Genomic DNA, 17,402 nt, shown 5'->3' with positions numbered 1-17,402 from the left:
CGCCTCAGTCGATGTCGTGGGCAACCATGCGCTCGGCATAGCTGCCATGGGCGGCCGCGTGCCGGCTCATCAGCGGGCGAAGTGGGGTGTGCCCCAGCACCTCGATGTGCCCGCCCGCTGCGAGGAAAGCGTCCAGGTCGTCGGCCAGCTGCTGCCGGTCGAGTTCCCGGTGTCGGATCGTGGTCGCCGCGTCACTGACGCCTGTAAGCGGACCTGGCGTGCAGGCCGGCTGCACCCGGGCAGGTGCCGCGCGCAGCGGGGCGATCGCATGTTGCGTGTGGCTGGAGAGGCGCCAGATCCCGCGCACGCCCGAGCGGTGACAGATGGCCTGGCCGCTGCGCGCCAACCCCTTCAACGTGTAGCCGATAGCCTGGTGCGTGCTGTTGATGCGACCAGCGGTCTTGATCTGTTCGACCGTAGCGCCTTGCGGGAACATGGACAGGACCTTGCGCACTTCGGCGGCCCGGCCGATCTGTTGCGGGCGGGCGCTCATGCGCGGGCTTCCGCGAGCATTTCGCGCATTGCCCAGCCGTGGTGCAGGACACGCGATGAGTGGTGAGCAACGGCATCCGGATTGTTGGTCAGGACGAGCGTGTCCTCCAGTGGATACGCGGTGTGGCCGTCCCAGTCGTCCAGTACCTCACGCAGGCCAAAGTGCGTGCGCAGTTCCTGTGCGTTGGAGGTCTTGCCGCAGCGTTGCGGCCCGTAGATGACAACAGAGCGGTTCATGCGGCGATTCCTCGCGTGCGGCGCGTAGCGCGGTTGTTGGGGGAGATCGAACGAACACGCACGCCTTGGCGGTCGAGCCAGCGGTGCGCGGCCTGGGCGGCAAGTCGGTTGAGGGAAAATGAGACGCCGCCGAGGGTGAGCGAGTGGTGCGATACCCCCACGCTCCGGCTGGCGCTGGCGGCGACCTTCAGGAGCGACTCGCGCGGCGCGGCGGTGTAGAGGCCGGCCCATAGCCAGCCCTGGCAGACCATCAATACGAGTGACTCGCCCTGATGGCCGGTGGCGAATTGCTGCTCCACTGGCAGAGTGGGTTGCACGCTCATGCCGTCATTGCCAGGTCGCGGGCCTTGGCGATTTCTGCCTCGGCGGCGGCGATGCCGGTGGCGGTCAAGGTCGCCTTACGCGGCAGCTGCGGGTCGTCGTACCTGATCAGGACGCGCTCATCCAGCCAGTTCATGACGCGGCGCGTGAAAAGCTTCTCGGGGCGGTTGCGGGGCGCGAATCCGTTGGCGGTGCGGTGGAGGCTGAGGTCGGAAGCGCCATGCGCTGCGAGCAACGCGGCTTTTTCCTTCGGCTTGAGTGGAGCGGACATGGGTTGTTCTCCTGGTCAGGCAGCGATGGGCGTGGAAGGGGAGTCGGCGGCGATCTCGGCCAGGACCTCGCCGCGATGGCGGGCGAGCAGGGAGATCGGGATGCGAAGGTGCGCGAGGCTTGGGTCCGTCCAGCGCAGCTCTGCCAGCGCGGCTTTTTCCATCGGTACCGGGCGGGTGGCGAGGCCACACCTATGACATTCGATGTGCAGCAGCGGCGGGCAGGGAGCACCCAGGCGGTGGCCGGTCGGGGCGCCTTCGGTCACGACGATCTGCGGTCGATGGCCTAGCCCGCACAGAGGCACTGAGTCGGGGAGAGGGCGAGCGTTCTGGCGCATGGTCAGCCCCTCACCGAGGTGGTGATCGGCCAGCGTGCTTTGGCTGCATCACGGTCGCTGTGTGCCTGGTGGATCTCGGCGATACGCAGTGGCACGACAACTGCCGCCACCAGCGCGACGGCTGCCCAGGCAAGGCGGAGGCGGCGGGTCATGCAGCGCCTCCTTTGGCACGGGCGAGCGCGGCATCGAAGGCGACCAACGACTCTTCGCACGCTCGGGCGAGCCGCGAGCGATTGATCAGGCTGTTGTCGACGCCCAGTGCCCGGAACGCAGTGGTCAGGCGGTCGCCCTGCACGACCAATTCCGATAGCAGGGCATGTGCCTTGCGCAGATCGGCGGATTGCTTCTTCAACATGGATTCGCCAACGCGAATCATGAAGTCCGGCGTGGCAGCTGCAACGGCGCCGAACTCGGCGTTTGTCCCTGCAATGCGTTCCAGGGTTGCCAGCGCGGTTTCGGCGGCGCTCATGCCCGCACCTCAGCCGACAGGTCGCGCGAGCAGGCCTCCAGGCGGAGGCTGGCGACGCCCATGCGCCGGGAGCGGCGCAGCTGGTTGCGGTTGTGTTCGCCCTTGCTGCGAACCCAAAGGGTCCGGGCGGTGCTGTGATCGCGGGCTGCCACGGCCCGCAGGGCCTTCACGGCCAACAGCGGCAGCAGGCAGGGGCTTGGATCGGCGTAGCGATGGGACATGGCGCGCTCCTGTTCGAAGGAGGGCGCCGGCGGGTCAGGTGCCGAGGGGGCGGCTATTGCCGGCGAGGGGAGGGGCCGGCAGGGTGGCGACCCGCCGGTCGCCCGCCGGCTGATGGCCGGCGGGAGAATTTATCCCACAGCTAAATTCTGATTGCAATAGCTGACAGCTAAATTATGGCGCGGGGCTGAAAATAAGCCGGTCTCGCCTGATAATTCCTAGGCATACAGGGGCCATGGAGGCTGACATGTGGAGCAGGTTGATGGTGCTAGGGGTTGCGCTTGCGTGCGCGCCATGGGCTTCGGCCGAGGTGTTCAAGTGCAAAGGGAGGAGTGGCGAGACGGTCTACTCGCAGGCGCCATGTTCCGCAGATGCGGCCCCAATGAAGCTGCGGTCGAACCGCGCTGCCACGGAGAGTTCGGGCGAGGCTGCAAATCGCGCGGCGGTGTACCAAACGACAGAGCTTGCTGATGCAGGCATCGCCGAGCGCAACTGTGTGTCCTCGGAGCAGAGCAGGATCTACGGCCCGGTCAACGCCCGGGGGCAGGATGTGTCGCGTCAGATCGCCGCGCTGAACCGTGAACTGGCTACGGCAAGGAACAACCTTGCCGGCGCCACTTATGCGTCTGGTATACGGTCTCAGATTGCTAGCTTGCAGCAGGCCCAGACCGCTGACAGGATTTCTGCGGACAGCCAGATGGCCGAGGCAAGGAAGCGGTGCGGTGACGCTCGGGCTGAGCGAGAGCGAGCAACGCGGGAAAAATATTCGGGTGCCAGCACGCCGTAAGTGTGGGCGCTTTGCGCGCCCACTTGCTCTGGTTCAGGGTCACGCGTCCTGGATGGAAATGTCCCGGATGAAGCCAGCCTCATCCAGCGGAACTCCGTCCATGCAGCATTCCCTCGCGGCTTCCATTTCTCGGTGCAGACGCACCAGCGCGTCGTTTTCAAGGCAGTCGATGCCTGGCGTGTTGAACGTTGCCTGATCGATCAAGCAACCCAGGTTGTAGTGATCGCGGAGCCAGCGGATACGCCGGAGGATGCTGTCTCGCGTCACGCCATCGATGGTCGATGGCCTAGGGTTCTCGACCAGACGCAGCTTGGGCCTTTGCCCATCACGCCTTGCGACGCGCTGAGCGATCACCTGGGCCAATGCTTCGAGTGTCCCCGCGGCTGGGGGCTCCTTCTTCTGCTTCTCCATCCTTCTCCCTGAGCCTTTGCGCAAGCGCCTTGCTGAAGTCGATCAGGTTGTCGGGCGTTACCGTTGCCTCACCTCGCTGATAGAGGTACTCGTAGGCATAAGCCAGTGGTGTACCGTCTTCTTCATTGCTGAAGTCATCAATTCCGAGGTTGGCGAAGGTCAGCCTCACAAGCCTAATCGCGGAGGCGATGATCTCAGGGTCGATTCGCAGATCCTGAGAACCAGCAGAGGCCCCAGCACCAGCGTCGTCGTCGGACCTCGGCTGGTCCAGCCAGCCATGGGATAGCCCGGCCGCGCGTTCGATCTTGCGCGCAACGTCATCCCCCATCTTCTTGCCGTTCAATAGCTGGTTCAGATAGGAAGGCGCCATGTCCAGGTGGATGGCGATCGCTTTCTGCGTCCCCAACTGGGGTTTTAGCGTGGCGACCAGGGCCTGGAGGTTGAGGTGTCTGGCGGTGATGGCATCCATACGCCAAGCGTAGCTAGTAGCTAAACAGGGAAGTTGCGCTGAGAGCTTGACAATGGGGTTTAGCTCCGGGCTAAATACTGCCCCTATGGACCTACTCACCTTCATTTCGGACCCCGAACGTAAGCGGCGCCTCGCTGCCTTGACCGGCAGTTCTGAGGGATACCTGTGGCAGTGCGCGACCGGATGGAGGAACAAGAAGCCCAGCCCGGTCTTGGCGCGAAAGATTCAGCTGGCATCGGTCGAGATCGGTGTCGCGCTGGGTTGCGAGCCGTTGGCGCTCGCCGCAATCCGTCCCGACATTTGGTCGGCTGAAACTGCATGACCGCCTCGGCAGACATGAGCCAGGTTTGCGGGCGCAAACAGCACCGCTACTACTCCGCCGACGCCTGCTGCGGCGTCATAGGTGCGGACAGCGGTGAAGCGCATGCGCTGCGGGAAACTGATGATCTCTGCCATGCGGTCAATGTTGTCCCCGCCGCAGTCAGCTTTTCCACGATGATCGATGGCGCATTTCAGGGGGCCGCATGACGTGCCGTCGCTCTGACCTCTACTGGCGGGACGCGCTGCACAACGCAGTGACCCGTGCTCCTGGGGGGCTGCAGGACGCGGCCGCGCACATTAGCAAGCGCCGTGGCAAGTCGATCTCGGCGGAAACGCTGAGGAAGAAGCTCAGGGGCGTCGATGGCGAGGCCGTTTCGATGGAGATGGCCGAGATCCTGACGGACTACCTGCAGCTATTCGTCGGTACCCAGGAGATTGCAACTGACTGGGTCTGCTCCCTTGCTGCCCAGTACGACCTGATGGTCGATTACGTACCGCCACCGCCGCAGGGTGGTTGGCCTGACGAGCTGGCCGCGATCCAGGCGAAGCTGCTGGAACTGCACAAGCTGACGGGGGCGTTGGCTGGTGCGGGCATCGACGCGATAGCGGATCAACGCCTGAGCGTTCCCGAGGCAGATCGAATCCAAGACCTTTCGCGCGAGGTGCGCAAGCTCTGCTACCGCTTGGAGCGCAATGCGTGCCGTGCGGCTGGGCAGCTGGGGACGGAGGACTGACGTGGGTACGGACCACGCCCGTCGATCTCAGTATCGAAGGCGTGGCATAGCCAGCGCATCCGCGCGGCGAGCCATGGAGCTTGCGGCACTTGCGTTGACCGATGCAGTGCCGGGGCTGATAGGCGAGGAAGCATTGGCAGAGCGAGAGCGCATCCGCCAGCGACAAGAGCAGCACGACAACCGGCAGCACTGTCTGCCTTTGGGGAATCCAGATGTACCAAGCAAGCATTGATTCGGCCCCATCCCCCCGGGTGGCTTGTGAAAGGCCGCGTGCAGACCGTGCTACTGAATCCGCCTTGGCATTGCGAGCCATTCGCGATACCAGCGATGGGTCCTCCCTGGACCTGACGAGCGCGGGTATTCCGACGCGCATTTCCTGGGTACATAGCGGCTCGGGAAACTACTGAATGTCTGAGAATTATGGGGATGTGCTGCAGCAGCTGCAGTCTGCCGGCCTGCTGGTCACCGAGCTGGACACCACCGGGCGCATGGTCCGGTGCCGCGTCGAAGGTTCACGCGAGCGCCGGGGCTGGTACGCGCTCCACGAACTCAACACCTCGGCCGGCGAAGTTTTGGTCGTCGGCACCTACGGCGTCTGGCACGGCAACGAGAACGGCGCGACCAAGGTTGATCTGCGTAAGCGCGACAAGACCTTCTCCGATGAACAGCGCGAAGCGCTGCGCAACCGCCTGGCCGAGGATCGGCGCAGGGCGGAGACCGCCCGGCAGACCCAGGCGAAGCGAGCGGCAGAGCGAGCGTCGTCTGCCTGGGCCAAGGCCAATGCCGTTGGCGAGGCCGACTACTTGGTCAGCAAGGGCGTGCAGGGTTTCGGCCTGCGCTATGGCACCACGGGCGCCGCACTTGTCCCGCTGCTCGACGTCAACGGACAGGTGCATGGCCTGCAGGTGCTGCGCAGCGCGAAGCTGGCGGCGGCAGGGCACAAGCCTGCGAAGGAATACTGGCCGGCTGGTATGGTCAAGAAGGGCCACTTCCACCTGATCGGCGGAAGTCCCCAGTGGATCCTGCTGGTGGCCGAGGGCTACGCCACTGCGGCCACGCTGCACATGGCTACGGGCTACCCGGTGGCCGTGGCGTTCGATGCCGGCAACATGCTGGCCGTCGCCTCGGCCCTGGCGAAACGCTATCGCGGCAGCAAGATGCTGCTGTGCGCCGACGACGACGTGTTGCAGAAGTGCCGGCACTGCAAGAGCCGCCTAGTGCTGGCCGATCATCCGCAGTTCTGCCCATCGTGCGCGCAGCCGCATGGCGCATCGAATGCCGGCCTGCTCGGTGCCGAGGCCGCAGCGCTCGACGTGGGCGGAGCGGTGCTGCACCCGGTCTTTGCCGATGAGCCGGCCAGGCGTGAGCGCTTCATCGACACTGGCCGCAAGATCAGCGACTTCAACGATCTGCACGCCCACGAAGGCCTGCATGTCGTGCGCGCGCAGGTCGAGGCCCGTCTCACGGAGCTTTCATGGCGGGTTCCTGCAGAAAAACGCGCGCCTTCCCTCACCAGCAACGGGGGCGAGGGGAATGATCGTCTTGCTCCCATCCACTCGCTGACCGAGCTGCTTGAGCGTTTCGCACTGGTGTACGGGCAGGGCGGCACGGTGTTCGACCACAAGGAACACATGCTGGTTGCGCTGGGCGACATGCGCGACGCCTGCGTGCGCAAGGAATTGCACCGTGCGTGGATGGAGCACTCGGATCGGTCCATCGTGCGTGTCCGCGAGGTCGACTTCGACCCCTCGGGCGAGAAGCCGGGCGTGACCTGCAATCTCTTCGCAGGCTGGCCGACGGTGCCGCAGGAGGGCAACTGCGACCGGCTGCTGCAACTGCTCTGGCACATGTGCGGGAACGAGGCCAACCAGAAGGCGCTGTACGACTGGGTGGTCAAGTGGCTGGCGTACCCGCTGCAGCATCCGGGTGCCAAGATGAAATCGACCATCGTCATCCATGGTCCGCAGGGCACCGGCAAGAACATGTTCTTCGATGAGTACATGAAGCTTTACGGTGAGTACGGCCGCGTGCTTGACCAGGCCGCCCTTGAAGACAAGTTCAACGACTGGGCAAGCCGCAAGCTGTTCCTGCTGGCCGACGAAGTGGTTGCACGCACCGAGGTCTACCACCTCAAAAACAAGCTCAAGGCGCTGATCACCGGTGATCGCATCCGCATCAACCCGAAGAACATCCAGGCCTACGAGGAAGACAACCACGCCAACCTGGTGTTCCTCTCAAACGAGGCGATGCCGGTCGTGCTGGAAGAGGATGACCGCCGCCATGCGGTGATCTGGACCCCGGACAAGCTGAGCCTGGAGTTCTACACCGAGGTGCTGGCCGATATTCGCAACGGCGCGACGGCGGCGCTGCACCACTACCTGCTGCAGGTTGACCTGACCGGCTTCACCAACGGCACCAACCCGCCGATGACGCAGGCCAAGGAAGAACTGATCGGCCTGAGTCAGGACAGCCCGCAGCGGTTTCTGGACGAGCTCTACGGCGATGACATTCCCGGGCTGAAACCCATGCCGGCGCTGTCGAAGGAGTGGTACGAGGTCTACAAGGCGTGGTGCGCGCGCGAAGGCATGCCACGCCCGGCGCCGTCACCAAAGTTCATCAACGCGCTGGTGCGCAAGCGCCAGATCCTTCACCCCGACCGGGCGCGGAAGCGCTACCAGATTGAGCAGACCGTCAATGGGCCACATGGGTTCCTGATGCTGGGCGACTGCACGGTGCCTGACGGCAAGACAGAGGCCGCGTGGCTGGGCGACCAGGTCGTGTTGTTCCGCCGCATGTACGCCGACTACAAGGGGCGTGCGTGATCACTATGCCCATCAATGTGCGGGGTGTGCGGGATGTGCGGGCAGATGTGCGGGCATTGAATTGCTGCGAATCGCTTGCGGCAGTAGACGTGTGTGGGACGTGCGGGTATTGGCCTACATGGGCGGGCGCGGGCGCGAACGGGTATCGCGATCCCATGACGCAATGCGCCTCGCGTGCATATATGGGTGACCGCACATCCCGCACACGCCGCACACGCCTTGTGCCACGTCGATTCAGCGGCTATCGCGTCCCGCACATGACGCCGCACAGCCCGCACATGCTCACGCGCGCGCGTTTTTCCGCTTTAACGATCTTCGAAGGAAATGGAGTAGGGGGGAAGCAATGGCTGAAGAAGACGTGACGATCACTGGCAAAGAGCTGGCCTCGCTGATCGGCTGCAAGCCGTCCTACGTGGTAGAGCTGAGGAAGAAGGGCAGGGTGGTGGTGGGTCAGGGCGGCAAGGGATTCCTGAAGTCCGCCTCCCTGGAGCTCTACGCACGCACCGCAGACCCGGTCTATGCCGGTGTCGCCCAGCGCCACGCAGATGAGCGCGGTAGCGCGCTGGTGGGGAGCGGGGAGGGGGCCGATGCAGTCGACGCCGACATCGATGACGACGAAGACGATGGCGACGACGACGATGCCAAGCCTTCACGGGGGGGGCGGCCCCAGACCCCGGACTCTGCGCGCAAGGCCAAGGCGCTGGCCGACAAGGCAGAAACCGACGCGCACATGGCCCACATCGCGCTGCAGAAGGAGCTGGGGCTGCTGCTGCCGCGCGCGGACGTGGAGGCGTTTCTCGCTGAGCATGCGACGACGTTCCGGGGTGCGATGGAGCGCCTGGCCGATACGCTGGCGCCGCAGCTCGCCGCGACGCTGGATGAGGCCGGTTGTCGGCGGCTGGTCTGGGATGAGGTGAGCCACGCCCTGGAAGAACTCAGCCAGGGCTTCCGCACGTTGGCGGCCAAGGCAGCGGAGGCTGCGGAATGATGGAGGCACAGAGCTGCATGGCGTCCGTGCTGGCGCGATCGCTGCAGCCGCGGCGGCCCATGAGCGTTTCGCAGTGGTGCGACGAACACATGCGCCTGTCCACCAAGAGCGGCAGCAAGCCCGGGCGCTGGGTGACGGACCGCAACCCGCCACTGCGTGAGCCGATGGACAACATGTCCGCCCGCAGCCCGGTGCATGACCAGGTCTGCATGTTCCCGATCCAGTTCGGCAAGAGCCAGCTGGCGACCAATGCCATGGCCTACTGGATGGACTATGCGCCGGGCCCGATGATGTACGCGCTGCCGGGTGAGGTGTCCATGAACAAGTGGATCGCCCAGAAGCTCAACCCGATGATCGAGGTGTGCGCTGCGGTCAAGAAGGCGCTGACCAGCACCGCCAGCCGCGACAGCGCGAACCAGCGCACGTTCAAGGACTTCGCCGGTGGCCAGCTGTTCGTGGAGCACATGGGTAGCCCGCAGCGCCTGAAGTCCTCGACGGTGAAGTACTTGCAGGTGGATGAGATCGATGAGGCGCCGCAGCAGCTCTCCACCGGCGACGACCCGGTGAAGATGCTGGACGGCCGCACGTCGTCCTTCCCGACCACCTACAAACGCCAGTACATCAGCACGCCGGGCATCACCGGACTCAGCCGGATCGCGAAGCTGTACGACAAGAGCGATCAGCGCCGGTATCACGTGCCGTGCCCCCACTGCGGCCATTACCAGGCGCTGCAGTGGAGCGGTCTGGTGTGGTCGCCCGACAAGACCCACGCGTGGTACGCGTGCTGCGAGTGCGGTGTCGCCATCGAGGAGCACTTCAAGACCGAAATGATCGCCAACGGGCGATGGGTGGCGGCCAACCCAGAGTCGCCAATTCGCGGCTACACCATCAATTGCCTGTACTACCAGTTTGGCCTGGGGCCGCGCTGGTTGGACCTGGTGAAAGAGTGGCTGGAGGCGCAGGGCGATCCAGCTTCCCTCAAGACCTTCGTGAACGACCGCCTGGCCGAGACCTGGGAAGACCCGGCAATGAGGGCGGTCAAGCACAACGTCATCAAGGACCGTGCCGAGCCCTATGCGCTTCGCTCGGCTCCGCAGGGTGTGCTGGCTATCACCGTAGGTGTGGATACACAGGACAACCGCCTTGCTGTTCACGTCGTCGGCTGGGGGCGGGGTATGACCGCCTGGACGCTGGACTATGTGGAACTGCAGGGCGATCCAGCCGAAGAAGCGGTGTGGGTAGCCCTGACCGATATGCTCAACCGCGCAATCGAGCGCGAAGATGGCGCTCTGCTCCGGCCGATGGCAGTGGCCATCGACGCTGGTGGCCACCGCACCGAGGCCGTCAAAAACTACGTCCGTCAGCGGCGCATCACCCGGCCAATGTGCATCTTTGGTGCTGTACCCAACAACGCTCCTGTGCTGTCCAAGGGCAAGTTGGCTGATGTCACCTGGAAGGGCAAGACTGACAAGCGCGGCATCACCATCAACCACGTGGGGACCGTTGCAGCCAAGCACTACCTCTACAGCCGTCTGTCGGCCGACGCCGAGCGCAAGCCCGAGAATCGCATGGTCCACCTCAGTGACCAGCTACCGGAGGAGTTCTTCCCGGGCTTGGTGTCGGAGGTCTACAACCCAGTCAAGAATCGCTTTGAGAAGAAGGTAACTCGAAACGAGCCATTGGACACATGGGTGTATGCCTACGCGGCGACCCATCACCCAGAGGTCCGTATCAACCGCTTCACGCGTTCCGATTGGGACCTTTTGGAACAACGGTTGGCTGCGCCGCCAAGCGTGAGCGTTTCACGCGAAACGCCAGCTGCTGCGTCGGAGGCCGACGCTTCCACTGATTCCCGTGAAACATCGAGTTTGCCTCGCCGGCAGCGGCCCGCGCAGCCTCGCAGCATGGGGAGGCAGTGGTGAGCAGGAACACAGTCCGAAACAAGGTGCGAATCAGTGAGCTGACGGAGGAGCTCGCTGTCGGCGCCGCGCTGCGCCTGCGATGTGACAGCGACGACATACGCAACGTTGTGGAGGCCGTGGTGGCCTACCTTGTCGAGGAGTACCCAGCCCAGGATCTGTACATTCCCGCCAGCATGCAAAACAGTGCCTACCCTGTGGATGCGATCCGGAAAGGGATGCAGGAACAGGAGTCGGTACGGTCGCTGTGTAGGAGGTTCAGAATCGACAGACGGACGCTGTACCGCTTGCTTGATGAGCCTTGCGCCAATGGGTAAGGGTGCGGGTGAGTTCCCCGAGACTCACCCGCACTTGATCAGGAAACTGGCATCCATGATCTCGCGGATGCCTCACTGATGAGCTGGACCAAAGACGATGTGCAGAGGCTGAAGGCCGCCATCGCTAGCGGCCAGTTGTCCGTTCGGCATGGTGATCGTCAGGTCACCTATCAGTCCGTCGAAGCAATGTTGACGGCATTGGACCGCATGGAAGCTGAGGTTGCCGCCACGACGGCTGGGCGACGGAAGTCGGCCACACGCCACTACCGCTTCACGACGCTGAGGGGCTTCTGACATGGCGGCCTCGCTGCTGGACAGGGTCATCGGCGCCATTTCTCCGCTGGCAGCCCTGAAGCGTCACCGCGCCAGGGCAACGCTGGACGCTGTGCGTGCCTACGAGGGCGCCTCGCGCACTGACGGTTGGCGTGTTCGTAGGGCGGGGGCTAGCGCGAACACCGATCACTTGGCAGACGCCCGCGAGCTGCGCAACCGCGCTAGGGCGCTGGTGCAGAACGTTCCGTACTGCGCACGGTCCCTCCAGGTACTGGTGAGCGCAACGATCGGGACTGGCATTACTCCCAAGGCCGAAGGCCCGAACGCTTCCGCGCTGGACATTCTGTGGGGCCGCTGGGCCGATGTAGCGGACGCGGATGGAAAGTCGGACATCTACGGCCTCATGGCTACCGCGTATCGCGCGATGGAGCAGGACGGTGAGGTCATGATTCGCCGCCGCACCAGGCGTCAGTCGGACGGTCTCGCGGTCCCGCTGCAGCTTCAGGTGCTGGAGATCGACTGGCTGGACGGGAACAAGAACGGGTCTGCGTCGGGCGGTGGTCAGATCATCAACGGCATCGAGTACGACCCGATCGGTCGGATTCGCGGCTACTGGTTGTTCGGAGCTCATCCCGGTGATGCTGTACGTGGCTCTGTACGCCTGAGCAGTTCATTGGTGCCGGCATCCGACATCATTCACCTCTACAACCCCGTCCGCCCCGGGCAGGGACGCGGCATTACGCGCTTCGCCCCGGTGATCGCGCGAGTGCGCGACTTGATGCTGTACGAAGACGCCGAGCTGGCGAGGAAGAACCTGGAAGCGCGGCTTGGTGTGATCGTCAGTGGCGACATCGACTCGATGGCCAATGCGGACGATGACGGCCCTTCGCAGCTCGGCTTAGATCGTGACCAGGTCACCGACCTTGGGCCACTGCCCAGCGGTGGTGTCACCCACATCACTGGCGCCACCGCCTTCCAGACTGTCGAGCCAAAGCCAGCCGGGGGCTACGTCGAATACTGCAAGTTTAACGCGCACATCATCACTGCCGGCATTGGTGTCCCGTACGAGTCGGCCACCGGTGATATGCGTGAGGTGAACTTCTCCAGTGCCCGCATCCGGCAGATGGAGTTTCGCCGTGATTGCGAGCAGATGCAGTGGCTTGTGCTAGTTCCACAGATGTGTAAGCCAATCTGGCGCTGGTTTGACGAAGCAGCTGCGCTTGGCGGTGGGGTGCGTTCTGCGGGAAGCACTGCCGACTGGAGCACGCCGCGCTGGGACTACGTCAACCCCAAGCAGGACATCGAATCGGAAATCGCAGCGATGGGCGCCGGTCTCAACTCGCCCAGTGAGGCGCTGCGTCGGCGTGGCTACGACCCGGATGCGGTTTACGTCGAGATGGGCAAGGACTTCAAGCGGATGAAAGAGACCGGCGCCCTCGGTCTGATGACTTTCCTTCAATCCAGTGGCGCCCGGACCGGCCTGGTCGACGCCTCAACAACCAACGAGGAATGACCATGCCCCAGCCAATCCAGGCTCCAACGCAAGACGGTACGACACGCCTCATGCCCCCGCAGTTGCGTGAGGCCGAGCTGCAGCCGACCAGCTTCGATAGCGAGGCACGCACGATCGAACTCCAGTGGACCGCCGGTACCAGAGTGCGCCGCTACGACTGGTGGAACGACACTTACTTCTGGGAGGAGCTGGTCGTTGATGAGACGGCCTGCAACATGGAGCGTCTGTCGTCCGGTGCTGCACCGGTCCTGGACAGTCATAACATCTGGGGCATCGGATCACAGATGGGAGTGGTGGATCGCGCCTGGCTCGCCAATGGTGAAGGCCACGCCGTCATCCGTCTCTCCGGTCGCGAGGAGCTGGCCGGCGTCATCGCCGATATCGGCGCAGGAATCATCCGCAACATCTCGGTCGGCTACACCGTGCAGCGCTATGAGATCGAGCGGGCCGTCAACCCGGGCGATCTGCCGATCTACCGCGCAGTGGAGTGGACTCCGAGCGAAATCAGCTTCGTCACTGTCCCGGCTGACCCGGCAGCAGGTACCCGTAGCAATCAACCCGCACAGGGGACCCCCTGTGTATTCACCCGTAGCGCATCGTCGCAGGAGCACACCATGCCTCAGCCCGCCGCCCGCGCCGCCGAATCGGCGGTCCAGCAGGAACCCATCAACAACGCCCCGGCTCCGGCAGCGCCGGCCGCAGCTCAGGCACCGGAAGGTGACACGCGGGCAGCCGACATTGTGGAGCTGGCAACCCGCCACGGCCAGACCGAGCATGCCGCTGGTTGGATTCGCGCAGGTCACTCGGTCGACCACGTGCGCGGCCTGATCTTGACGACGTTGGAGCAGCGTGATGCCGCCGCTGGCGGCAACATCAACCGCATCAGCGTCACGGAGGACGAGCAGGATCTGCAGCGCTCCGCCGTGACGCACGCGCTTCTGCATCGTGCTCAGGTGATCGATCCCGCGACCAAGCGAATCTTCGCCCTCACCGGTGACAACCCGGTGCGCGGCCTGACCCTGATGGACCTGGCCCGTCGCAGCCTGGAGCGTTGCGGCGTACGCACCGATGGAATGGCCAAGCTGGAACTGGTCGGCCGCGCATTCACCCAAAGCGGCAGCGATTTCCCGGTGCTGCTCGAAAACACGATGCACAAGGCACTGCAGGCGGCCTACGCCGTTGCGCCGGACACCTGGTCCCGCTGGTGCGTCACGGGCACGGTCAGCGACTTCCGTGAGCACTCGCGTTACCGCGTGGGTAGCATCGGCAATCTCGACAAGCTGACCGAGGCTGGCGAGTTCAAGAACAAGAAGATCCCGGACGGTGAGAAGGCAACCATCAGCGCCGGCACCAAGGGCAACACCATCAACCTGACGCGTCAGGCGATCATCAACGACGATCTGGGCGCGTTCCTCGGCCTCGCCACCGCCTTCGGGCGTGCCGCAAAGCGGACCATTGAGGCCGATGCGTATGCGTTCCTGGCCAGCAATCCGAAGCTGGATTCCAACAAGACGCTGTTCCATGCCGACCACGGCAACATCCTGGCAGCAGCAGTGCCGAGCGTCGCCTCGGTAGACGCGATGCGTGTCCAGCTCGCCCAGCAGAAGGATGTGGGCGGGAATGATGTGTTGGATCTGTCGCCGGCGCTCTGGCTCGGCCCGACCAAGTACGGCAGTGCCGCGCGTGTCACCAACAAGGCCGAGTACGACCCGGATGCCGAAGGGAAACTGCAGCGACCGAACGCAGTGCAAGGCCTCTTCCGCGACATCGTGGACACCGCGCGCATCAAGGACGACAAGTGGTACCTGTTCGCCGATCCGAACGACTGCCCGGCCATTGAGGTCGCATTCCTCGACGGGATCACCGAACCCTTCCTGGACTACGAGGAAGGGTTCACCGTCGACGGCGTGCGCTGGAAGGCACGCCTCGATTTCGGCATCGCCGCCCTCGACTATCGCGGCGTGCAGCGCTGCGGCTGATCCCCAACTGGAGCACTGAGACATGGCACAGAACTTCGTATCCGATGGGGACGTGATCCCTTGGACCAACACCACCGATCAGCCGGTTGCATCGGGTCAGCCGGTTGCCGTCGGGCACCAGCTGGGGGTCGCCCTGGTCAACATCGCAGTCGGCGCGACCGGCAGCGTAGCCCTGGGCGGTGTGTTCACGCTGCCGAAGGTGCCGGCGTCGGTCTTCGAGCAAGGTGAAAAGCTGGTGTGGAGCGCGAGCGCCAAGGCATTCGACGGAAGCGCCGCGACCGCCGCTGCCGGCGACATCACCGGTGCGGCGTTTGCCTGGGCTGCCGGCTCCGCCGGTCAGGCGACGGCCGAGGTGCGGCTCTCGCCGGGCAACGCCACCAAGGCTTAACCGAATAGACCGGCACCGCTCACAGATGCCCGTGTGGCGTGAGCGGTGCCGGTTCTTCCACAGCGACAACGGGGGATCGCATGGGTACCACCGGCACGCCGCGCGGCGTACGCAACAACAATCCTGGCAACATCGACCGTACCAGTACGCCATGGCAGGGTGAGGATCGGTCGGCTGCTGCCGTCGCCCGCGAGGCCCGCTTCTGCGTCTTCCTGACCCCGCAGGCGGGGTTCCGGGCCTTGGGCAAGACCCTGCTCACCTACCAGCGCAAGCATCGCCTGCGAACGGTGAAGGAGATCATCGGTCGCTGGGCGCCAGCGGTGGAGAACAACACCACCGCATACGTGCAGCAAGTTGCTAACGCCGTAGGCGTGTCGCCGTCCGAAGTGATCCGGTTGGACAACCCTGTGACGCTGGGTCGACTCGCGACCGCCATCGCCAAGCACGAGAACGGTGGCATGTACTGGAACGCCGACGTTGTCGCCGCAGGCATTGCCGAGGCGCTGAAATGATCGGGAGCGACGTGGGGGATGGCGCACCTTGGTGGTTGGCTGCCAGCGCAGTCGCGCTATGGCTGGTCCGGGAAACGTGGGGTGCGGTTCTGGCGCGCCGAAAAGAGCGCACCGAAACCGACGCCAACGTGGATCTGCTCAATGGGCTCGTCGAGCGGGTGAAGTCGTTGGAGACGTCCCAGGCTGAGGTGGTCAAGCAGTACAACGAGGAGGTTCGCTTGCGCATGAAGGCGCAGGAGGATGCTCATCGCCTGCGGTTGCGTGTCATCTCGCTGGAGTCGGCGCTCAAGCAGTTGGGAGTGGTGGTCCCGCCTGTTGAGGAGTCTGTGGCATGACGCGGGTACTCCTAGCGCTACTGCTCGGTCTGAGCGTCTTGGTTATCTGGCAAAGGGGTTCGGTTGCCCAGGCTCACCGGGCTGCCGACATCGCCTTGGCTGCCCGAGACAAAGCCCGCAATGAGCGTGATGCCGCTGCGACGGCACTGGCCGATGCAAATGGTGTGCTTGCAGCAGAGCGCGGACGTGCTCAGGCAGCCAATGACTTGGCTGCCACATATGAGAAGGAAAAGAACGATGCACAGAAAGCGTCTGATCGTCTCGTCGCTGATCTTCGCGCTGGCAACCAGCGCCTGCACCAGCGTTGGCAAGCGTCCGTCGCCACCGCAGAGCTGTCCGAGGCCGCCGCTGCCGGCAGCCAGCCTGATGGTCGAGCCGACGACCGAATTGAAAGTGCGGGCCGAGCTATTGGCGCCGCCGCCCAGTGCGACGCCCAGGTGAGGGCGCTGCAGGCTTACGCGATGCTCTGCTCGGGAGGTGCACGGTGAGCGAGCTGGAGTTCCTGCGCCACATGGACGTGACCATCCACGGCGCGTTGTCGCTGGCCGGTATGGTCTCAACTGCTAAGGTGACGTCGGTCAAGAGCGGCACCGTGACCAATGGCGTGCGGGTCTACGTCGACCGTGACGTGGAGACCATCGGGGATCAGCAGCAATTCGTTGCTGGACGGGTCGAAATCGCCTACCTGCGAGCCGATGTTGACCCGGAGCAGGGTGATCGCGTCGAGGTCGATGGCGAGGCCTTCGTGAACGTGAAGAAGCTCAGTGACGACGGCTCACGCAGCCGCTGGCTGGTGCGCCGTGGCTGAGCTGGCTGAACCCCTCTCCTGGCAGCTGGTCGAGTTCTTGCGTGATCGCGTGAAGCTGATCCGCACGTCGGCCGGATTCCGCACCGACATCGGGAGCGGGCTGATCGTGGTGGACGATGATGAGGTGCCCGAGGACCAGTCCGAGCCCGCCACCGTCATCTCGGTCCAGCAGCTCTCGCGGAGTGGAGGCGGTAGCGCCCAGGCCAGTTCCGACGCCGCTATCACCATCGAGTTCGAAGTTCCTCGCGGGAGCGGTCGGGAGAACCCACGGTTGCTGGTTCACCGTGCCAGGCACGACCTGATCCGCGCCCTGACGCTGAACGCCAAGATGCTGCCGATGGGCGTCACCGCCTTCGAACTGCTGACAACCCAGATGGCAACTCTAGAAGACGACGCAGGGCACTCCGCCGTAGTCGCTCAGATCACCGCGCGGGCTGGTCTGACCGAGACCTTCGAGCCCGTCCCCAACCCGAACCCGTAG

At 64.4% G+C, this 17,402-nt stretch carries 26 protein-coding genes; 15 read left to right on the top strand and 11 right to left on the bottom strand.

Translation table 11 applies throughout. From position 1 onward, the window contains the following. Nucleotides 1-4: 4 nt before the first annotated feature. From AC5P7R_RS03080 to AC5P7R_RS03045, 8 genes are all read right to left on the bottom strand, one after another. The gene (locus AC5P7R_RS03080; protein ID WP_495213752.1) at nucleotides 5-493 is read right to left on the bottom strand and encodes a hypothetical protein; all 489 of its coding nucleotides are present in this window, start codon (nucleotides 491-493) and stop codon (nucleotides 5-7) included. Further along, entirely contained in the window at nucleotides 490-729 is a 240-nt protein-coding gene (locus tag AC5P7R_RS03075; RefSeq protein WP_111007519.1) for a hypothetical protein, read from the bottom strand. Before AC5P7R_RS03075 ends, AC5P7R_RS03080 begins: the two co-directional genes overlap by 4 nt. Then, complete coding sequence (locus AC5P7R_RS03070) at nucleotides 726-1,052, bottom strand: hypothetical protein (RefSeq protein ID WP_111007518.1); 327 nt, start codon at nucleotides 1,050-1,052, stop codon at nucleotides 726-728. The genes AC5P7R_RS03075 and AC5P7R_RS03070 overlap by 4 nt, the downstream gene beginning before the upstream one ends. Then, entirely contained in the window at nucleotides 1,049-1,321 is a 273-nt protein-coding gene (locus tag AC5P7R_RS03065; RefSeq protein ID WP_308306407.1) for a hypothetical protein, read from the bottom strand. Before AC5P7R_RS03065 ends, AC5P7R_RS03070 begins: the two co-directional genes overlap by 4 nt. Nucleotides 1,322-1,336: 15 nt before the next feature. Next, nucleotides 1,337-1,585 (bottom strand): hypothetical protein, encoded by a 249-nt coding sequence (locus AC5P7R_RS03060; RefSeq protein WP_308306406.1) that lies wholly within the window; start codon nucleotides 1,583-1,585, stop codon nucleotides 1,337-1,339. 74 nt (nucleotides 1,586-1,659) lie between these two features. Then, entirely contained in the window at nucleotides 1,660-1,809 is a 150-nt protein-coding gene (locus AC5P7R_RS03055) for a hypothetical protein (protein WP_495213751.1), read from the bottom strand. Next, nucleotides 1,806-2,126, bottom strand: a complete 321-nt coding sequence (locus tag AC5P7R_RS03050) for a hypothetical protein (protein WP_308306405.1) — start codon at nucleotides 2,124-2,126, stop codon at nucleotides 1,806-1,808. Before AC5P7R_RS03050 ends, AC5P7R_RS03055 begins: the two co-directional genes overlap by 4 nt. Continuing rightward, nucleotides 2,123-2,347, bottom strand: coding sequence for a hypothetical protein (locus AC5P7R_RS03045; RefSeq protein WP_049420713.1), 225 nt, complete (start codon nucleotides 2,345-2,347; stop codon nucleotides 2,123-2,125). Before AC5P7R_RS03045 ends, AC5P7R_RS03050 begins: the two co-directional genes overlap by 4 nt. A 233-nt stretch (nucleotides 2,348-2,580) precedes the next feature. On the opposite strand from AC5P7R_RS03045, the gene AC5P7R_RS03040 reads away from it, so the two are divergent. Then, the gene (locus AC5P7R_RS03040; RefSeq protein ID WP_495213750.1) at nucleotides 2,581-3,132 is read left to right on the top strand and encodes a DUF4124 domain-containing protein; all 552 of its coding nucleotides are present in this window, start codon (nucleotides 2,581-2,583) and stop codon (nucleotides 3,130-3,132) included. Between the two features lie 39 nt (nucleotides 3,133-3,171). On the opposite strand, the gene AC5P7R_RS03035 is transcribed toward AC5P7R_RS03040, so the two are convergent. The 3 genes from AC5P7R_RS03035 to AC5P7R_RS03025 all read right to left on the bottom strand — a co-directional run bounded on the left by AC5P7R_RS03035 (nucleotide 3,172) and on the right by AC5P7R_RS03025 (nucleotide 4,468). Beyond that, a complete protein-coding gene (locus AC5P7R_RS03035; protein ID WP_239504091.1) occupies nucleotides 3,172-3,486 on the bottom strand; it encodes a hypothetical protein in 315 nt (104 codons plus the stop codon). Continuing rightward, complete coding sequence (locus AC5P7R_RS03030; protein WP_495213749.1) at nucleotides 3,458-4,012, bottom strand: helix-turn-helix domain-containing protein; 555 nt, start codon at nucleotides 4,010-4,012, stop codon at nucleotides 3,458-3,460. The genes AC5P7R_RS03035 and AC5P7R_RS03030 overlap by 29 nt, the downstream gene beginning before the upstream one ends. A gap of 225 nt (nucleotides 4,013-4,237) precedes the next feature. Beyond that, nucleotides 4,238-4,468, bottom strand: coding sequence for a hypothetical protein (locus tag AC5P7R_RS03025; protein ID WP_495213748.1), 231 nt, complete (start codon nucleotides 4,466-4,468; stop codon nucleotides 4,238-4,240). A 68-nt stretch (nucleotides 4,469-4,536) separates the two neighbouring features. Here AC5P7R_RS03025 and AC5P7R_RS03020 point away from each other — a divergent pair, with 68 nt between their 5' ends. The 14 genes from AC5P7R_RS03020 (at nucleotide 4,537) to AC5P7R_RS02955 (ending at nucleotide 17,402) form a co-directional block, all read left to right on the top strand. Then, nucleotides 4,537-5,067 (top strand): hypothetical protein, encoded by a 531-nt coding sequence (locus AC5P7R_RS03020; protein WP_495213747.1) that lies wholly within the window; start codon nucleotides 4,537-4,539, stop codon nucleotides 5,065-5,067. A gap of 407 nt (nucleotides 5,068-5,474) precedes the next feature. Next, nucleotides 5,475-7,889, top strand: a complete 2,415-nt coding sequence (locus AC5P7R_RS03015) for a DUF5906 domain-containing protein (RefSeq protein WP_495213746.1) — start codon at nucleotides 5,475-5,477, stop codon at nucleotides 7,887-7,889. Nucleotides 7,890-8,232: 343 nt separating this feature from the next. Beyond that, a complete protein-coding gene (locus AC5P7R_RS03010; RefSeq protein ID WP_495213745.1) occupies nucleotides 8,233-8,877 on the top strand; it encodes a hypothetical protein in 645 nt (214 codons plus the stop codon). Then, nucleotides 8,874-10,799, top strand: a complete 1,926-nt coding sequence (locus AC5P7R_RS03005; RefSeq protein WP_495213744.1) for a phage terminase large subunit family protein — start codon at nucleotides 8,874-8,876, stop codon at nucleotides 10,797-10,799. Before AC5P7R_RS03010 ends, AC5P7R_RS03005 begins: the two co-directional genes overlap by 4 nt. Beyond that, nucleotides 10,796-11,113: a helix-turn-helix domain-containing protein gene (locus AC5P7R_RS03000; RefSeq protein ID WP_204302082.1), complete on the top strand. Its 318-nt coding sequence runs from the start codon at nucleotides 10,796-10,798 to the stop codon at nucleotides 11,111-11,113. Before AC5P7R_RS03005 ends, AC5P7R_RS03000 begins: the two co-directional genes overlap by 4 nt. A 78-nt stretch (nucleotides 11,114-11,191) precedes the next feature. Beyond that, nucleotides 11,192-11,407: a phage head-tail joining protein gene (locus AC5P7R_RS02995; RefSeq protein ID WP_049420695.1), complete on the top strand. Its 216-nt coding sequence runs from the start codon at nucleotides 11,192-11,194 to the stop codon at nucleotides 11,405-11,407. Between the two features lies 1 nt (nucleotide 11,408). Beyond that, nucleotides 11,409-12,899, top strand: coding sequence for a phage portal protein (locus tag AC5P7R_RS02990; protein WP_495213743.1), 1,491 nt, complete (start codon nucleotides 11,409-11,411; stop codon nucleotides 12,897-12,899). Between the two features lie 50 nt (nucleotides 12,900-12,949). Next, nucleotides 12,950-14,878: a prohead protease/major capsid protein fusion protein gene (locus AC5P7R_RS02985; protein ID WP_495213742.1), complete on the top strand. Its 1,929-nt coding sequence runs from the start codon at nucleotides 12,950-12,952 to the stop codon at nucleotides 14,876-14,878. 22 nt (nucleotides 14,879-14,900) lie between these two features. Then, nucleotides 14,901-15,266, top strand: coding sequence for a capsid cement protein (locus AC5P7R_RS02980; protein WP_495213741.1), 366 nt, complete (start codon nucleotides 14,901-14,903; stop codon nucleotides 15,264-15,266). Between the two features lie 80 nt (nucleotides 15,267-15,346). Further along, entirely contained in the window at nucleotides 15,347-15,778 is a 432-nt protein-coding gene (locus AC5P7R_RS02975; RefSeq protein ID WP_495213740.1) for a structural protein P5, read from the top strand. Next, complete coding sequence (locus tag AC5P7R_RS02970) at nucleotides 15,775-16,113, top strand: hypothetical protein (protein ID WP_206619755.1); 339 nt, start codon at nucleotides 15,775-15,777, stop codon at nucleotides 16,111-16,113. The genes AC5P7R_RS02975 and AC5P7R_RS02970 overlap by 4 nt, the downstream gene beginning before the upstream one ends. Next, a complete protein-coding gene (locus AC5P7R_RS02965; protein WP_262246417.1) occupies nucleotides 16,110-16,601 on the top strand; it encodes a lysis system spanin subunit in 492 nt (163 codons plus the stop codon). The genes AC5P7R_RS02970 and AC5P7R_RS02965 overlap by 4 nt, the downstream gene beginning before the upstream one ends. Continuing rightward, nucleotides 16,598-16,921: a head-tail joining protein gene (locus tag AC5P7R_RS02960; protein ID WP_495213739.1), complete on the top strand. Its 324-nt coding sequence runs from the start codon at nucleotides 16,598-16,600 to the stop codon at nucleotides 16,919-16,921. Before AC5P7R_RS02965 ends, AC5P7R_RS02960 begins: the two co-directional genes overlap by 4 nt. After that, the gene (locus tag AC5P7R_RS02955) at nucleotides 16,914-17,402 is read left to right on the top strand and encodes a hypothetical protein (protein ID WP_414607140.1); all 489 of its coding nucleotides are present in this window, start codon (nucleotides 16,914-16,916) and stop codon (nucleotides 17,400-17,402) included. The genes AC5P7R_RS02960 and AC5P7R_RS02955 overlap by 8 nt, the downstream gene beginning before the upstream one ends.

The sequence above is a fragment of the Stenotrophomonas sp. YJH_SMC_27 genome (assembly GCF_059369815.1).
This window is presented reverse-complemented; position numbering and strand designations above follow the sequence as displayed.

Coding starts and splice junctions, on each gene's coding strand:
- AC5P7R_RS03080 (WP_495213752.1), bottom strand. CDS start 493: ATGAGCGCCCGCCCGCAACAGATCGGCCGGGCCGCCGAAGTGCGCAAG.
- AC5P7R_RS03075 (WP_111007519.1), bottom strand. CDS start 729: ATGAACCGCTCTGTTGTCATCTACGGGCCGCAACGCTGCGGCAAGACC.
- AC5P7R_RS03070 (WP_111007518.1), bottom strand. CDS start 1,052: ATGAGCGTGCAACCCACTCTGCCAGTGGAGCAGCAATTCGCCACCGGC.
- AC5P7R_RS03065 (WP_308306407.1), bottom strand. CDS start 1,321: ATGTCCGCTCCACTCAAGCCGAAGGAAAAAGCCGCGTTGCTCGCAGCG.
- AC5P7R_RS03055 (WP_495213751.1), bottom strand. CDS start 1,809: ATGACCCGCCGCCTCCGCCTTGCCTGGGCAGCCGTCGCGCTGGTGGCG.
- AC5P7R_RS03050 (WP_308306405.1), bottom strand. CDS start 2,126: ATGAGCGCCGCCGAAACCGCGCTGGCAACCCTGGAACGCATTGCAGGG.
- AC5P7R_RS03045 (WP_049420713.1), bottom strand. CDS start 2,347: ATGTCCCATCGCTACGCCGATCCAAGCCCCTGCCTGCTGCCGCTGTTG.
- AC5P7R_RS03040 (WP_495213750.1), top strand. CDS start 2,581: ATGGAGGCTGACATGTGGAGCAGGTTGATGGTGCTAGGGGTTGCGCTT.
- AC5P7R_RS03030 (WP_495213749.1), bottom strand. CDS start 4,012: ATGGATGCCATCACCGCCAGACACCTCAACCTCCAGGCCCTGGTCGCC.
- AC5P7R_RS03025 (WP_495213748.1), bottom strand. CDS start 4,468: ATGGCAGAGATCATCAGTTTCCCGCAGCGCATGCGCTTCACCGCTGTC.
- AC5P7R_RS03020 (WP_495213747.1), top strand. CDS start 4,537: ATGACGTGCCGTCGCTCTGACCTCTACTGGCGGGACGCGCTGCACAAC.
- AC5P7R_RS03015 (WP_495213746.1), top strand. CDS start 5,475: ATGTCTGAGAATTATGGGGATGTGCTGCAGCAGCTGCAGTCTGCCGGC.
- AC5P7R_RS03010 (WP_495213745.1), top strand. CDS start 8,233: ATGGCTGAAGAAGACGTGACGATCACTGGCAAAGAGCTGGCCTCGCTG.
- AC5P7R_RS03005 (WP_495213744.1), top strand. CDS start 8,874: ATGATGGAGGCACAGAGCTGCATGGCGTCCGTGCTGGCGCGATCGCTG.
- AC5P7R_RS02995 (WP_049420695.1), top strand. CDS start 11,192: ATGAGCTGGACCAAAGACGATGTGCAGAGGCTGAAGGCCGCCATCGCT.
- AC5P7R_RS02990 (WP_495213743.1), top strand. CDS start 11,409: ATGGCGGCCTCGCTGCTGGACAGGGTCATCGGCGCCATTTCTCCGCTG.
- AC5P7R_RS02985 (WP_495213742.1), top strand. CDS start 12,950: ATGCCCCCGCAGTTGCGTGAGGCCGAGCTGCAGCCGACCAGCTTCGAT.
- AC5P7R_RS02980 (WP_495213741.1), top strand. CDS start 14,901: ATGGCACAGAACTTCGTATCCGATGGGGACGTGATCCCTTGGACCAAC.
- AC5P7R_RS02975 (WP_495213740.1), top strand. CDS start 15,347: ATGGGTACCACCGGCACGCCGCGCGGCGTACGCAACAACAATCCTGGC.
- AC5P7R_RS02970 (WP_206619755.1), top strand. CDS start 15,775: ATGATCGGGAGCGACGTGGGGGATGGCGCACCTTGGTGGTTGGCTGCC.
- AC5P7R_RS02965 (WP_262246417.1), top strand. CDS start 16,110: ATGACGCGGGTACTCCTAGCGCTACTGCTCGGTCTGAGCGTCTTGGTT.